The following is a 14007-nucleotide window of genomic DNA, read 5'->3' as shown; positions in this document are numbered from 1 at the left end:
ATGCAACCGAGTGTTTCCATCAAGGATCTGAAGCTCGACTTCGGAAACGTGCCTGTCCTTCGCAATCTAAACCTTGATATCGGCAAGGGCGAGTTTCTGGTGCTGCTCGGCTCGTCCGGCTGCGGCAAGTCGACCTTGCTCAACTGCATCGCCGGGCTGCTCGAGCCGACCGATGGCAGCATCTACATCAACGGACAGAACGTGACCTGGGCCGAACCGTCCCAGCGCGGCATCGGCATGGTGTTCCAGTCCTACGCGCTCTATCCGCAGATGACGGTGGAAGGCAATCTGAGCTTCGGCCTGGCCAATGCCAGGGTGCCCAAGGACGAAATCAAGCGACGCATCAGCCACGCGGCCGAAATCCTGCAGATTGAACCGCTGCTCAAGCGCAAGCCGTCGGCCCTGTCAGGCGGGCAGCGGCAGCGCGTCGCTATCGGGCGCGCCCTGGTGCGCGATGTCGATGTGTTCCTCTTCGATGAGCCGCTGTCAAATCTCGATGCCAAACTGCGGGCGGACCTACGTGTTGAAATCAAGAGGCTGCATCAATCGCTGCAAAACACCATGATCTATGTGACGCATGACCAGGTCGAGGCCATGACGCTGGCCGACCGGATCGCGATCATGAAGGGCGGGGTAGTTATGCAACTCTCCAGCCCGGACGAGATCTACAACCGCCCGGTGAACAAATACGTCGCCGATTTCATCGGTTCGCCATCGATGAACTTTATCAAGGGCAGCCTGCGGCATGATGGTGAAGCCCGTGTGAAGCTGGGGCAGCTGGATTTCTCCCTCAACGACTACTCATTCACGCGAAGCGACTTCGAAGGCGAAGTTTGGTTCGGTATCCGTCCCGAACATGTCTTGTTTGCGGATGCCGCGAGCAACGCGCCGGTGTCTTTTGAGGTCAAGGCGGAACTGGTCGAGCCCATGGGCGGACTCACCCTGATCTGGTCATCGCTTGAGGGCACGCCATTCCGCCTGTTGGTCGACGGTCAGGCCAAGGTCCGGGTCGGCGATACCATTATTGCCGGCTTCGATCCGGCGCGGGCGTCGATCTTTGACATGCAGGAAGAGCTGCGCATCTAACCACTCTTGCTTTCCATGGACATAGAGAAAGGGGCCCCGCCTGGAGCCCCTCATTTTTTGTCTTCGGAAGCCTATGGTTGATCAGGCGAGGAGGTTGCGGCGCTCCAGCCATTCGACGATGGCCTGGGTTGCCTTCTGGGGTTGCTCGAACGGTAGGAGATGGCCGGCTCCCTCGATCACGATGGATTCCGCATCCGGAATGAGCGCGGCGATCTGGCCATGCGCCGCCGGCGTGGACAGGTGATCTTCGCTGCCGGTCATCAGGAGCACCGGAAAGTCGAAATCGCCCAGATAGCGCGATGCGTCCGGGCGCGACAGCAAGGCGCGGTTCTGTCGCTCATGGACCTCGGCGGGGCAGTCCTCGACCATCTGGCGAATGTGCTCCACCAGGCTCTCATTGCGCGCATTGTCCTTGCTGAGCACCTTCGGAACCCAGTTTCGGGCATAGGCAGCCATGTCCGCATTGCCTTCAGCAATCCGCGCCAGCCGCTTGGGTTCCTCGTCTTCGCTCGGGCCTTCGTGGCCGGTGCTGGACAGCACCATGGCCCGCATCCGCTCCGGTGCCAAGCGGCCCATTTCCATCGCCACGCGGCCACCCATGGAGTGCGCCAGCACGATCAGCTCGCCCTCGGTCGCGTCGAGCGCCCGCCGCGCCATTTCCGTCAGCATATTGTCCTGGCTGGTGTCGGCAACGTGCACTGCCTCGACGCGAGCGCGAATGGTATCGGCAGTGGGCGCCCAGGTGCGGGCGTCCGACATAATGCCTGGAATAGTTACAAGTGTGGTCATTTGGCGGTCTCCATTATCCCTGCGACAGGCGGGACAAGCATACCGGCTGTATGGTGGTTCTGAACGGCACGAAAAGTTTCGCCCGCGCTAACCAACCGGCCGACCCGACGGACCAGGCCTGCCGCTACCGCGTGTCAGGCCGCCGACATCAGCTCCTGCTCTTGCCCAGGCTGAAACTCCATGTTCGACCCCTGGCCTTACGTTCGGTCTATTTCACCAAAATGCCAGTCACCGCACGGCGATGGCGGCATTGGAGGAATCAGAAATCGGGGTCTGGCAAGAGCAGATGCGCCAGATAGGCGAGCCCGGCCTGAAGCTCGGCGCGACCGATCGACCCGCCCAGACACAATCGGACATATTCGTCCGGCGTTCCGCCCACGGTAAACGCGTCGGAAGGAATGATACCGATGTGCCGACCGGCCATCTTCGCCATGATATCTGCCCGGCTGCCCCCCGGCGGCAGGCGAAGCCACACATTGAACGCGTTGTCGGCTGACCGGAAATCCAGGCCGCGCAGTGCTTGGGCGGCAATCTCCTGCCGAATGGCTGTCTCCTTGCGGATGAACCGTCGCACGAGATCCGCGGTTCCGTCTTCGATCCAGCGCGTTGCGAGAGCCATCGGTATTGCTGATGGCATCACCGTCAATGCCCGCAATGCCTCTTCCAGCGCCAGCGCGTGCTTGGCCGACGGGGCGACTGTGTAGGCCAGACGCAAGCCCGCCCCGATGCATTTTGCGAGCCCGCCAATGTACCAGGTCAGGTCGGGCGCGGAGACGGCAATCGGCGCCGGGGCCCTGTCAGGCACGAATCCATACGCATCGTCCTCAATGAGCTGGACCCGGTGCTCGCTGATGATCTGCGAGATCTCCAGGCGCCGCTTGGTGGGGATGGTTATCGTGGTCGGATTTTGCAGGGTCGGATTAAGATAGAGCATGCGCGGCCGGTGGCGTCGGATCGCTTCCTCCAACGCGCCGGGGAGGATCCCTTCCCCGTCCATGTCGACCCCGACCAGATTGACATTGAGGCGCTGCGCAATGCTGCGAATGCCGGGATATGTGATCTTCTCGCACAGGACAGTCTCCTGTCGCTCCACCGTCATGGCGAGAATGGCCGTCATGGTCGCATGGGCTCCGGGAGTGACGGCGATGCGTTCGAGCTTGGCCATCAGGCCCCGCAACGAAAGCCAGCTGGAGGCCTCGATCCTGTCCTTTTCGGCGCCAATGGCCGACTGGTAGCGGAGGAGCGGAATCAGGTTGGCTGCAACGTATTGCAGGCCATCGCGCATCTTCTCGATCAGGATAGGGTCGGTTGGCTCGGGTGGCATGTTCATTACGAGCTCTTCACCGGCCGCGCGGTCCGGATCCGTCAGTATGGTCGAGGCCGCGCCAGCAGCGATGAAGGTTCCGCGGCCGACCTGGCTCCTGACGAGGCCTTTCGCCTGCGCCTCGGTATAGCCACGCGACACAGTGGTGAAGTCGATCCTGAGTTTTGCGGCAAGCTGTCGTTGCGGGGGCAGCCGCATGCCAGGCTTCAACAAGCCATTCTTGATGTCCTCGGCAATGGCTTCGGCGATCATCAGATAGCGGGGGGTGCCATCGTTACGCAGTCTGGGGGTCCACTCTTGCATGTGAGGTTTCCGGTGAATCGAACATAATGTTGCATAATGTATGGATTTCTTCAGCTATTGCCAGCATCGATTTCAGCACAAGAAATGCGCATTTCTGGGGTTACAGAATCATCAAAGCGCTCACATATCGACCATTTCCTGCTATCATTTGAAAATTATTGTATGCATATTGAACTGCCTATTGACCCATACAATTCTCCGCACCTATGCCTTTGCATATTCAGGAACTCGGAGAACAAAACATGCCTACGGTTTCCCATCCAGTGCACAAGGACGGCGACTTCTTTGTCGATTATGAGCAGAAGGTCTTTGAGGACGTTAAGGCGGCAGAGGGCGAAAAGGCGCTCGTGACGTTCCACACAGTTGCCTTCGAGGGGTCGATCGGCCTGGTGAACATCCTCAATGCCATCCGTCTCAATCGCAAGGGCTATGAGACATCGATCCTGCTGTACGGGCCCGGTGTCACGCTCGGCATTCAGCGCGGCTTCCCGACCTTGGGTGACGAAGCCTTTCCGGGTCACCAGAACTTTGCCGCAAATCTCAAGAAATTCATGAACGAAGGCGGCAAGGTCTATGCGTGCCGTTTTGCGCTGCAAGCATTGTATGGACACGGGGAGCCTTCGCTGCTTCCCGGGATCACCCCGATCGCACCCCAGGATGTGCTCGACTGCATCCTGCTGCACAAAAAGGCGAACGCCGTCATCATAGATACCTGGACGGTCTGATCCACTCTCACGCAGGGCCCGCACTGCGTGGCCCTGTCATTACTTCGAACAGTCTAGGAGCAGGCAGAGTTCATGCGCAGCGATGTGATACGAGCGGCCGCAGTTCAGATTGCCCCTGACCTGACCGGTCGAGCCGGAACCATGGAGCGCGTCCTCAACGCCATCGCCGAGGCGGCGGGGAAGGGCGCGCAGTTCATTGTCTTTCCCGAGACGTTCGTCCCGTATTATCCCTACTTTTCCTTCGTCCTGCCTCCTGTCCAGCAGGGTGCTGCGCACCTTGACCTCGCCAGGCAAGCCGTCGTCGTGCCTTCAGCGGAGACACGCGCAGTAGCCGAGGCGGCTCAGCGCAGCGGCGCGGTCATTGTCCTCGGCGTCAACGAACGTGATCATGGTTCGCTTTACAACACCCAACTGATCTTCGACGCCGATGGTACCCTGGCGCTTAAGCGCCGGAAGATCACGCCGACCTATCACGAGCGGATGGTCTGGGGGCAGGGCGACGGCGCGGGCCTCAAGGTCGTGGCGACCAAGGTCGGCCGCGTCGGCGCACTGGCCTGCTGGGAGCATTACAACCCCCTGGCCCGCTATGCGTTGATGACCCAGCATGAAGAGATTCACGCCGCGCAGTTTCCCGGCAGCCTGGTCGGGCCGATCTTCGGGGAGCAAATCGAGGTGACCATGCGCCATCATGCGCTGGAATCGGGATGTTTCGTGGTCAATGCAACAGGCTGGCTAACCCCCGAACAGATCGCGTCCATTCATCCAGACCCGGCGCTGCAAAGGGCCGTCAGCGATGGCTGCATGACCTGCATCATTTCGCCCGAGGGGCGCCATCTGGCCGAGCCGCTCACCCAGGGTGAGGGCATCCTGATTGCCGATCTCGACATGAAGCTGATCGCCAAGCGCAAGCGGATGATGGATAGCGTGGGCCATTATGCACGGCCCGAACTGCTGCACTTGGTTCACGATACCCGCCCCGCGGTGCTGCGCCAGGCGATCGGAGACTTCGGCGACAACGGCGCCGATCGCGAACCGGCCACCGAGGCGGTTGCAGAGGAGTTGGAGAATGTCTAGCCCGGACCTCATCAGCGAGTTGCAGACGCGCGGCATGCGCCTGGTCGACCCGCGAGCCGGCCACGAAAGCCGCCGCGGCGGCGCTGGCCCGTCCGATCACAAGGCGGTCACGATCGGCGCTACCACCGTCATGGTGCCTGTTCACACCGCACCGGCCTTCGAAAGTCCATTTCTGGTCGAAGCGCCTGCCCAAGATGGCTCTTCGCGGATCACACGCGACGGTGTCGAGGTTGCGCGGGTCAGCTTCCCCGGCCGGCCACGATTTTACGATCTCAAGACAGCCGACGGTATTCCCTACAGCCACATCGCTACGCTGCATTCGCGCAACGTGCTGGCCACGACGGTTTTGCAGACCTGTATCCGCTATGAGAGCCGCAAGAAGACCTGCCAGTTCTGCGCCATTGGTCAGAGCCTGGCCGCCGGGCGGACCATCGCTCATAAGACGCCCGAGCAGTTGGCAGAAGTAGCCAGGGCCGCAGTGGAACTCGACGGCATCGAGCATATGGTGATGACCACGGGTACGCCGGCCGGTTCGGATCGCGGGGCGGCGGTCCTGGCCGAGAGCGCTCGCGCCATCAAGGCAGCGGTCAATATTCCCATCCAGGGCCAGTGCGAGCCTCCGGACGACGATGCTTGGCATCAGCGCATGGCCGATGCCGGGATCGATGCGCTCGGCATGCATCTGGAAGCTGTGACACCGGAGGTGCGTCAGCGCATCATGCCGGGCAAGGCCAGCGTTCCGCTCGAAAAATACTTCGATTCCTTCGAGGCAGCGGTGCGCGTGTTTGGCCGCGGGCAGGTTTCCACCTATATCCTGGCCGGGCTGGGCGACACCGCCGAAGCCATTCTCGATATCTCCCAAAAGCTCTGCACCATGGGCGTTTATCCCTTCGTGGTGCCCTTCGTGCCGATTTCGGGCACGCCGCTTGAAAGCCATCCCGCCCCCAGCGCGGGCTTCATGGCGTCCATTCTACGGCCCTTGGGCGAGATGATCGTCAAGGCGGGCATCAGGTCCGCCGACATCAAGGCCGGCTGCGGCAGGTGCGGAGCGTGTTCCGCCCTGTCCACCTACGAAAAGCTCTAGGGGTCTCGAGATGTCCGAATTGGTTCACTTCCACTCTCCTGGCTACTTCATTCGCGCCGCATCCACCCGGTGGGAGGCGAGCGGTGCCGCGGAATTGCGCCGCCGCGTTTTTGTCGACGAGCAGGCAATCTTTCGCGGCGACGACCGCGACGATATCGACCTGATCGCGACCCATCTGGTCGCGCTCTCCACGCTCGCCCATGAACCTGATCATGTGGTGGGCACCGTGCGCATTCATCAGGAGGAACCCGGCCTCTGGTGGGGATCGCGGCTGGCCGTGGACAGCGGCTATCGCCGGGTTGGCAGGCTGGGTGCGGAGCTCATTCGCCTTGCCGTCAGCACCGCCAATGCGCGTGGCTGCCACACTTTCCTGGCTCATGTGCAGATGCAGAACATCCCCCTGTTCCGCAGGCTGCACTGGCACGGCGTTCAGGAAGAAGTTCATCATGGTGTCCCGCACCTGCGCATGTCGGCTGACCTGACGAAATATCCGCCCATCGCAAACCCGGATACGGGTTGGTATTTCAGACCCAAGAGGGCGGCATGAGCCCAGCCACCCTCGATCAGCTGGTGCGGAACCTGCGCGAGCACCCCTCCATCCGATCAAAGCTCGCTATCGGTGCCGCTACCAACCTGCTGGGTATCGGAGCGAACAGCGCAGGGCAGCCAGGCGATGACGCTGCGGTGCTGCCCCGGGACGACGGCACGTTCGACCTCTTTGCAGGGGAAGGGTTCATTCCGGCCTTCGTCAACGACGACCCCTGGTTCGCTGGCTGGTGTGGCGTTATGGTCAATCTGTCCGACATCGCCGCAATGGGCGGACGCGCAATTGGCGTCCTTGACCAGGTGTGGGCGCCGAATGCAGTTTCGGCTCAGCCGCTGTTGGAAGGCCTACGCGATGCGGCGGCGGCCTATGATGTGCCGATCTTGGGCGGGCACACGAACTTTGCGGCGGCAGAGCGTAATCTGGCCGTGTCAATCCTGGGGCGCGCCAGGGCGCTCATCTCCAGCTTTGCGGCTCGCCCCGGCGACATTCTTGTCATGGCCGCCGACATGCAGGGTGACTACCGGAACTATGACAATTTCTTCGCTGCAGGTTCACGCAGCCCAACGCAGCTCAAGGCCAACCTCGAGATTTTGCCGACGCTTTCGGAATTGCAGTTGGTGTGCGCCGGAAAGGACATCAGCCAGGGTGGCATCGTTGGCACTGCCTTGATGCTGGCTGAATGCTCGGGCGTCGGCATCGACATTGCTATAGACCGGCTCGCACCACCGTCTGGCGTCGGCGTTGAGCGCTGGCTGCGGACCTTCCCCAGTTTCGGATATTTGCTCGCGGTTCCCCCACACCGGGTCGAGGCCGTGAGTACCCGGTTCCAAGCGCACGACATCTGGGCAGGCCCGATTGGAGAAATCGTCGCTGGGTCCAGTGTCAGGCTTCGTGCGGGCGAAGCGGCGAGCCTGTTCTGGGATCATGCGAGGGCTCCCTACCTCAACCTCCCGCTCAAGAGCGTGCAACATGCCTGAAATGTACTGGACACTGCGTTGGCCGGATGGCGAGGAGGAGCGCTGCTACTCGCCTTCCAGTGTCATAACCGAATGGTTTACCCCGGGTACGACCTATCCCTTGCCCGAGTTTCTGCAGCGCGCCAGATCGGCACTCAACAGTGCGTCCGACCGGGTTGAACGCAAGTACGGCTTTGCGTGTAGCTCTGCCATGGACCAGTTGCTGCGGATCGAGTTGCGAGGGGCTCAGTTTGCGCAACAGGCCGATGCCGAAGTCACCTGCCTGTCGATTTCCAGATGAAGGACCGGGCCATGAATGAGATAGTGATTGCGCACATCCCCGTGGTGATCGTCGGCGGCGGGCAGGCCGGCCTGTCGGTCGCTTACAATCTCGAAAAGAAGAACATCCGATACGTGGTGTTCGAACGCCATGAGAAGTTCCATTCCTGGCGCGTCAATCGCTGGGACAGCTTTTGCCTGGTGACCCCGAATTGGCAATGCCGGCTGCCCGACTTTCATTATGACAAGCAGTTCGGCGGCACCGATCCGCATGGGTTCATGTTGCGCGACGAAATCATCGACTATCTGGATGCCTTCGCGGCGACGTTTGCGCCCAATATCGTCGAACATGTTGCGGTGAACAGGGTCTCGCCCCGCGCTCAGGGCGGGTATCTGGTGGAAACCTCGGCCGGTATATGGACCTGTGACCAGGTGGTGGTGGCCACGGGTGGCTATGACGATCCGATCGAGCCGGGATATGCAAAAAAGCTCGATCCCTCGATCATGCAGTTGCATTCGGTGTCCTATCGGAATCCCGAGCAGCTGCCGTCAGGCGCGACCCTGATCGTGGGCACAGGCCAGTCCGGCGTGCAGATCATGGAGGATTTCGTGCGCGCCGGGCGCAAGGTGCATCTGGCCGTGGGGCCGGCCCCGCGCAGCCCGCGCAAATATCGCGGCCGCGATGCAACGGACTGGCTCAACGATGCCGGCCACTACGACATCACGATTGCCGAGCACCCCGATCCGATCAAGGCGCTGACGCAGACCAATCACTATATGTCCGGCCGGGACGGGGGCAAGGAAATCGATCTTCGCCGCTGGCACGTGGAAAGCGGCGTCTCGCTATACGGTTCGCTCGCCAACATGGATGGCCGCAGGGTGGAATTCCTGCCCGACCTGAAGAAGAATTTGGATGATGCCGACGCCAGCTATGTTCGTATCTGCGAGCAGATCGACGCCTATATCGAGCGCATGGGGATCGATGTACCCCCCGCGCCGCCTTTCGAGAAGCTATGGGAGCCTGAGTGCGAGATCACCGAAATCGATGCAGCCGAACTGGGGATCACATCGGTCATCTGGGCCATCGGCTTCCGGCCGGACTACAGTTGGCTCCAGGCTGACGTCTTCGATGAAAGGGGCAAGCCGGTCTTTGATCGAGGCATCACCTCGGAGCCCGGCCTCTATTTCATCGGACTTGGTTGGCTGAACACATGGGGTTCAGGCCGTTTCCTGGGGATCGAGGAGGATAGCAGCTATCTGGCCGAGGCCATCGCGCAGAGCCTGAGCAACGGATCTGCGGTCGCGGCCGAATGAGTATGTTGGAGGCCATCGAGAAAGGTGCGCTCCGCCGGACCGGCCAGATTCGCAACTATCGTCTCGGCATGGCGCAACTGGCGCCCGAGGGGCTTTCCGAACAGTGGCTTCTGCGCGAGTGCGGTGACATCCATTGGTTGCTGCTTGCGCAGGCGATCGGCCTCAACAGGGCCGTGTTTGTGGATGACGAGGGGCGTCCGGCCTATGCCGCGTTCTGTGCCACCTCGCTGGACCTTTTACACCCTGCCGCTTCGTTGCCCGGGGCCGATGTCATTGTGACGTCTGATATTTTCAGGGTAGGCCTTGGCAGCACCGGGTCGGTTCACGTTGTTTGCCGCGAAGGTGTTGAATTGGCTCGGCTGCGGATGATCTCGACCTTTGTCAGCCATGACTCCACCGGTCTCAACCGACGAATTGTCCGCAATCGAGCCGTCAGCGAAGCCGAGCTGCCGGGTGCCCCGGAGGGACTGGTCGAATTGAACGAGAGTGCACGCCGCATCTCGAAATCGTACGCGGGGCCACCTGCACGTGCAGGCCGCCGATATCGCGAGACGCCTTGCCCCAGCCTGGATTTCAATGCGGTGGGACTTTTATATTTTCCAGTCTTTTCCCGTCTGGCGGAGCGTGCTCAGTGGGTCGGCCAGCAGCGGCTCGCCCCGCTGGCACGTCGGGTAGTCGTCTATCTCGGCAATCTCGATTGGGGCGACAGCGTCGAGGTGGTGGAGATCCCATCAGGTCTGGGCATCTATCGGGACGACGCACAATTGATCGCTCATGTCGCAACGTTGCGGCATGAGCGCGCTTTCACTTCGGCGGTCATAGGCGCGCATCCCGCAAATGCGTTGAGCCTTTCCTGATTTTCAGCGACGGCGTGAGGCAGATGGAACAGACCACCGCCGAACCGCCTTCTTCGCCAAGGCCGCTCTATAAAGGGCGCCCGCATCGCTCAAGCGCTTCAAGCGTATCCCGCCGAGCTGCGAAAAGAAAATGCGAAACTTCGCATACTTGGTCGCCCTCGCTGCCAGCGTCACCTTGCTCAGATCCATCCACACGGCCGAGGTACCACCGTGCTCACGGGTGCCGCTATCATTACCATCAGGGGACCATTGGCAAACCTTTCTTTGGTTCAGCTTGCAGCCGAACGCGCAGATACTGATGACGCAGGCCCGCTATTGCTTTGCGGCGGCCGATTCTTGAGGAGGAGAGACCCAATGACATTCAGATTCACCCGGGCCATTGCGCTGGCCGCTACCGCGGCCGTCAGCGTTACCACGACCGCGCTGGCGCAAGACAACTGGCCCGACGGGCCCCTCGAGGTCGTGATGCATACCAAACCAGGCGGCACCTCGGATATCTTCATCCGGACGCTGGCGCAATCGCTCGAGCCGCAAATCGGCCAACCCATCGTGGTGACTAACGCGCCCGGTGGCGGTGGTGCCACTCAGATGGCCAAAGTGCGGAGCGCCAAAGCGGACGGGTTGACCCTGGGCATCAACACGCTAACCCATTTCACGAGCATGCAGACAAACCTCAAAGGCACTTTCTCGCCTGACGACTTTTCCTGGATCGCCTCTGTGCAAGAAGATCCCATCCTCTTCTTCGTGCGCGAGGACAGCCCATACCAGACCTTTGCAGATGTCATCGCAGCGGCCAGGGAGAACCCCGCCACGATTTCGATCGGAGGCTTCGGACCTGTCGGGTCGATGCAACACATCGGCACGTCAATACTGGAAAACGCCACCGACACCAAATTCAACTGGATCGGCTATGAATCGACACCCGATATCCTCACCGCCTTGCTGGGCGGACATGTCGATATTGGCGTATCCAACCTCGGCCCGACGGCACCTTATTTCGAGGCCGGCCGGATCCGCGGCCTTGGCGTTTTGAACAATGAGCGCCTCGAGGGCCTGCCCGAGCTTGCGACGTTCGGCGAGCAAGGAATCGATGTGGATACCAGTTGGATTCAAGTTCGTGGCGTGTTCGGCCCCAAGGGGATGCCGATGGAATTGCAGCAGCAGATCGCCGACGCATTTCATGATGCAATGAAAGCCGATTCCTATCAGAATTATGCGCGTAGCACCGGTGTGTCCGACTCGTGGATGGAGCCTGCGGACTATTCTGATTTTGTCAGTAATATCTCGGAAGTGGCGCGCACCCAGCTGACGGCCGCGGGCGTCCTGAACTGATATCCCCGCGCAACGGCGTCGAAAGAAATGCAGCACACGAAATGGCGCGCAATCTGCGTGCCATTTTTCGTCGGTCCCATTTCGGGCACAGGCAATTCCGGATCGAGCATGCCAATGGCAGGCAGGGACCGCAAGGGCTTGGGCAAGCTGTCGTCCGGGTGTTTCACGAATGGTAAGGCCAAACTGGATGGTCAGTTCGATGTAGTATCGTGTGGAGATAGACCATCGAGCAATAGATACGAGCATGGCACCTGATCGAAAGCCGCCCGACTGGGAACCGGACACTCGCACGCTACGATGCTTTGTCACCGTTGCAGAAGAAAGAAACATTACGCGGGCAGCGAGCAGATTGCATATCGCGCAACCCGCGCTCAGCCGTAAAATCGCCAGCCTGGAGAACGACCTTGATCTGGTACTGTTTGATCGGTCGGTTCGCGGCGTCGAACTCACGCCAGCAGGAAAAATCCTGCTGGATCGGGCCTATGGAATTTTCGGCCAGCTCGCACAGACTTTTCACGATGTGACCGCGAAGGCGGATAGTCCCAAGGGCACGGTCGTCGTGGGAATGCCACCCACACCAGGCGAGTTTATTGCACCACCGCTGCTTCGCCACATCAAAAGCGCCTTTCCCGACATTGAACTCAGGTTCAAAGAGGGTTTCAGCCGAGAGTTGGAGAACTGGCTGCTTGCAGGTCAGATCGGCTTGGCCGTCATGCACAATCCACCGGTACGCGCCGATATCTCCAGTCAGGAGCTGCTTGTGGAGAAGCTCCACCTGATCGGTCGGGCGGGGGCACTAGACAAGGAATTCTATACGCTTGCCGAGGCGGCAGCGCTGCCGCTCATCATGCCGTCGCGGGCGAACTACCTACGCATCCTTGCTGATCAGCATGCCGAAAAGATCGGATGCTCCCTTAATGTGGTTCAGCGAGTGGACGGAATTTGGCACCTCAAGGCGCTTGTGCGTGACGGGCACGGTTTCACATTGCTGACTTTCGGCGGGGTGCTGACGGAGTTTCATCTGGGCACCTTGACCGCTGCACCGATTACCGAGCCGGAGGTGATATGGCGGCTGTGCACCGCGACCAAGCGCGATCAGCGCAGCAAGATGGCGAACAGGGTCGTGGAAGATGCCATAGCCGATATCGTGCAGGATCTGGTGGCGAGAGGCATCTGGCACTGATCATGCTGTATAGGCATGAAAGCATACTTTATTGGTATTTGCGGCATGACTTCTCATCGCCAATAACCCTTGAGTCATATTGGCGACAGCCAATGGCTTTAAGGGAGGAGAACCTATGAAGGCTATTCTTGCGTTGGCATTGGCGGCGGGCGCATTCTGTTCGACGGCGTCTGCTGATACCTACAAATGGATTACCTACAAGCCACAAGGGGCGGGTGACGCTCAAGCCATCTCCACCCAGTGGCTCGTCGATCAATTCTCCGAGCGGACGGGTGGCGAACATCAAATCGAGGTGTTCTGGGGTGGTGCGGTTGCCAAGACGCGTGAGATTCCAGAGGCGTTGGCAGCCGGTGTCGGCGACTTCGGCGATATCGTCACACCCTATTTCCCCGACCAAATGCCACTCAACAACGCGGTCGGCTTCTTCATCCCGCAACCACTCGACACTCAGGGTGTCGGAGATGCGATGGCGAAATGGCATGCAACCTACCCCCAGTTTGCAGAGGAGCTTCATGCTCAGGGCCTGCATGCAATCGGATTCAGGCCGCTGGAGAACTACGGCCTTTTGTGCGTCAAGCCTGTAAGGTCTATGGAAGATATGAAGGGCCTGCGCGTCCGATCATATGGCTTCGCCTATCCGGCACTCATAGAAGCAATGGGGGCAACGCCTGTCTCGATCACGACTACCGACGCCTATGAGGCACTGCAACGGTCGGTAATCGACTGCACGCCAATCGGTCCTGCACTAGCGAGGGCGTGGAAATATGACGAGGTGGCAAAGTACTATATCGAGGTCCCCTTCGGTGCTTCCTTCGGCCATCTCCTGGCGATGAATCTCGACAGCTACAATGGGTTGGATGAAAAGACACGCACCGTCGTGGCTCAACTCGGCGAGGACTACCTTGCCGAATACAGCCGGATGATCGATGAGGATACCACACGTGTTCAGGAGATTTGGAAGGCCGAATTGGGTGTCGAGGTCGTGAAGTTCCCAAAGGGGGAGCTTGAGGCCCTGGTGGACGATCCCAAGGTTCAGGCAGTCCGCGCCGAATGGATCGAAAAGGCTAAAGCGGCGGGTTTGCCCGTCGACGCCATCCTTGAGAAACTGACGTTTTAGCGAGCCAGATGCAGCAGGGCCGCACGACCCGCTGCAT

General features: G+C 60.3%; 14 protein-coding genes. 12 read left to right on the top strand and 2 right to left on the bottom strand.

Annotation, left to right across the window (positions count from 1 at the left end; all coding sequences use genetic code 11):
- Window positions 1–1086 carry an ABC transporter ATP-binding protein gene (locus NUU27_RS03265; protein WP_257760685.1) on the top strand — a complete coding sequence of 362 codons (1086 nt, stop codon included), beginning with the start codon at window positions 1–3 and terminating at the stop codon, window positions 1084–1086.
- Window positions 1087–1167: 81 nt separating this feature from the next.
- Here NUU27_RS03265 and NUU27_RS03260 read toward each other — a convergent pair whose 3' ends face one another.
- Together NUU27_RS03260 and NUU27_RS03255 are read right to left on the bottom strand one after the other, a co-directional pair.
- Window positions 1168–1875: an alpha/beta fold hydrolase gene (locus tag NUU27_RS03260; protein ID WP_257760620.1), complete on the bottom strand. Its 708-nt coding sequence runs from the start codon at window positions 1873–1875 to the stop codon at window positions 1168–1170.
- Between the two features lie 259 nt (window positions 1876–2134).
- A complete protein-coding gene (locus NUU27_RS03255; RefSeq protein ID WP_257760619.1) occupies window positions 2135–3502 on the bottom strand; it encodes a PLP-dependent aminotransferase family protein in 1368 nt (455 codons plus the stop codon).
- A gap of 242 nt (window positions 3503–3744) precedes the next feature.
- Between NUU27_RS03255 and NUU27_RS03250 the strand changes: the two genes are divergently transcribed.
- The 11 genes from NUU27_RS03250 (at window position 3745) to NUU27_RS03200 (ending at window position 13970) form a co-directional block, all read left to right on the top strand.
- A complete protein-coding gene (locus NUU27_RS03250) occupies window positions 3745–4227 on the top strand; it encodes an MSMEG_0572/Sll0783 family nitrogen starvation response protein (RefSeq protein WP_257760618.1) in 483 nt (160 codons plus the stop codon).
- 72 nt (window positions 4228–4299) lie between these two features.
- Window positions 4300–5301: a Nit6803 family nitrilase gene (locus NUU27_RS03245; RefSeq protein WP_257760617.1), complete on the top strand. Its 1002-nt coding sequence runs from the start codon at window positions 4300–4302 to the stop codon at window positions 5299–5301.
- On the top strand, window positions 5294–6385 hold the full coding sequence (locus NUU27_RS03240; protein ID WP_374565425.1) for an MSMEG_0568 family radical SAM protein: 1092 nt from the start codon (window positions 5294–5296) through the stop codon (window positions 6383–6385). Before NUU27_RS03245 ends, NUU27_RS03240 begins: the two co-directional genes overlap by 8 nt.
- Before the next feature lie 10 nt (window positions 6386–6395).
- Window positions 6396–6932 carry an MSMEG_0567/Sll0786 family nitrogen starvation N-acetyltransferase gene (locus tag NUU27_RS03235; protein ID WP_257760616.1) on the top strand — a complete coding sequence of 179 codons (537 nt, stop codon included), beginning with the start codon at window positions 6396–6398 and terminating at the stop codon, window positions 6930–6932.
- On the top strand, window positions 6929–7909 hold the full coding sequence (locus tag NUU27_RS03230; protein WP_257760615.1) for a sll0787 family AIR synthase-like protein: 981 nt from the start codon (window positions 6929–6931) through the stop codon (window positions 7907–7909). Before NUU27_RS03235 ends, NUU27_RS03230 begins: the two co-directional genes overlap by 4 nt.
- Complete coding sequence (locus NUU27_RS03225; RefSeq protein ID WP_257760614.1) at window positions 7902–8189, top strand: MSMEG_0570 family nitrogen starvation response protein; 288 nt, start codon at window positions 7902–7904, stop codon at window positions 8187–8189. Before NUU27_RS03230 ends, NUU27_RS03225 begins: the two co-directional genes overlap by 8 nt.
- Window positions 8186–9481, top strand: coding sequence for an MSMEG_0569 family flavin-dependent oxidoreductase (locus NUU27_RS03220; RefSeq protein ID WP_257760613.1), 1296 nt, complete (start codon window positions 8186–8188; stop codon window positions 9479–9481). Before NUU27_RS03225 ends, NUU27_RS03220 begins: the two co-directional genes overlap by 4 nt.
- Window positions 9482–9483: 2 nt before the next feature.
- Complete coding sequence (locus tag NUU27_RS03215) at window positions 9484–10338, top strand: Pnap_2097 family protein (protein WP_257760611.1); 855 nt, start codon at window positions 9484–9486, stop codon at window positions 10336–10338.
- Window positions 10339–10692: 354 nt separating this feature from the next.
- The gene (locus NUU27_RS03210; protein ID WP_257760609.1) at window positions 10693–11670 is read left to right on the top strand and encodes a tripartite tricarboxylate transporter substrate binding protein; all 978 of its coding nucleotides are present in this window, start codon (window positions 10693–10695) and stop codon (window positions 11668–11670) included.
- Between the two features lie 244 nt (window positions 11671–11914).
- Window positions 11915–12853 (top strand): LysR family transcriptional regulator, encoded by a 939-nt coding sequence (locus tag NUU27_RS03205; RefSeq protein ID WP_257760608.1) that lies wholly within the window; start codon window positions 11915–11917, stop codon window positions 12851–12853.
- Between the two features lie 115 nt (window positions 12854–12968).
- Window positions 12969–13970 carry a C4-dicarboxylate TRAP transporter substrate-binding protein gene (locus NUU27_RS03200; RefSeq protein WP_257760606.1) on the top strand — a complete coding sequence of 334 codons (1002 nt, stop codon included), beginning with the start codon at window positions 12969–12971 and terminating at the stop codon, window positions 13968–13970.
- Window positions 13971–14007: the final 37 nt, after the last annotated feature.

This window comes from Nitratireductor sp. ZSWI3, from assembly GCF_024655565.1.
In the GTDB taxonomy this organism is placed as follows: Bacteria; Pseudomonadota; Alphaproteobacteria; order Rhizobiales; family Rhizobiaceae; genus Nitratireductor.
This window is presented reverse-complemented; position numbering and strand designations above follow the sequence as displayed.

Coding starts and splice junctions, on each gene's coding strand:
- NUU27_RS03265 (WP_257760685.1), top strand. CDS start 1: ATGCAACCGAGTGTTTCCATCAAGGATCTGAAGCTCGACTTCGGAAAC.
- NUU27_RS03260 (WP_257760620.1), bottom strand. CDS start 1,875: ATGACCACACTTGTAACTATTCCAGGCATTATGTCGGACGCCCGCACC.
- NUU27_RS03255 (WP_257760619.1), bottom strand. CDS start 3,502: ATGCAAGAGTGGACCCCCAGACTGCGTAACGATGGCACCCCCCGCTAT.
- NUU27_RS03250 (WP_257760618.1), top strand. CDS start 3,745: ATGCCTACGGTTTCCCATCCAGTGCACAAGGACGGCGACTTCTTTGTC.
- NUU27_RS03245 (WP_257760617.1), top strand. CDS start 4,300: ATGCGCAGCGATGTGATACGAGCGGCCGCAGTTCAGATTGCCCCTGAC.
- NUU27_RS03240 (WP_374565425.1), top strand. CDS start 5,294: ATGTCTAGCCCGGACCTCATCAGCGAGTTGCAGACGCGCGGCATGCGC.
- NUU27_RS03235 (WP_257760616.1), top strand. CDS start 6,396: ATGTCCGAATTGGTTCACTTCCACTCTCCTGGCTACTTCATTCGCGCC.
- NUU27_RS03230 (WP_257760615.1), top strand. CDS start 6,929: ATGAGCCCAGCCACCCTCGATCAGCTGGTGCGGAACCTGCGCGAGCAC.
- NUU27_RS03225 (WP_257760614.1), top strand. CDS start 7,902: ATGCCTGAAATGTACTGGACACTGCGTTGGCCGGATGGCGAGGAGGAG.
- NUU27_RS03220 (WP_257760613.1), top strand. CDS start 8,186: ATGAAGGACCGGGCCATGAATGAGATAGTGATTGCGCACATCCCCGTG.
- NUU27_RS03215 (WP_257760611.1), top strand. CDS start 9,484: ATGTTGGAGGCCATCGAGAAAGGTGCGCTCCGCCGGACCGGCCAGATT.
- NUU27_RS03210 (WP_257760609.1), top strand. CDS start 10,693: ATGACATTCAGATTCACCCGGGCCATTGCGCTGGCCGCTACCGCGGCC.
- NUU27_RS03205 (WP_257760608.1), top strand. CDS start 11,915: ATGGCACCTGATCGAAAGCCGCCCGACTGGGAACCGGACACTCGCACG.
- NUU27_RS03200 (WP_257760606.1), top strand. CDS start 12,969: ATGAAGGCTATTCTTGCGTTGGCATTGGCGGCGGGCGCATTCTGTTCG.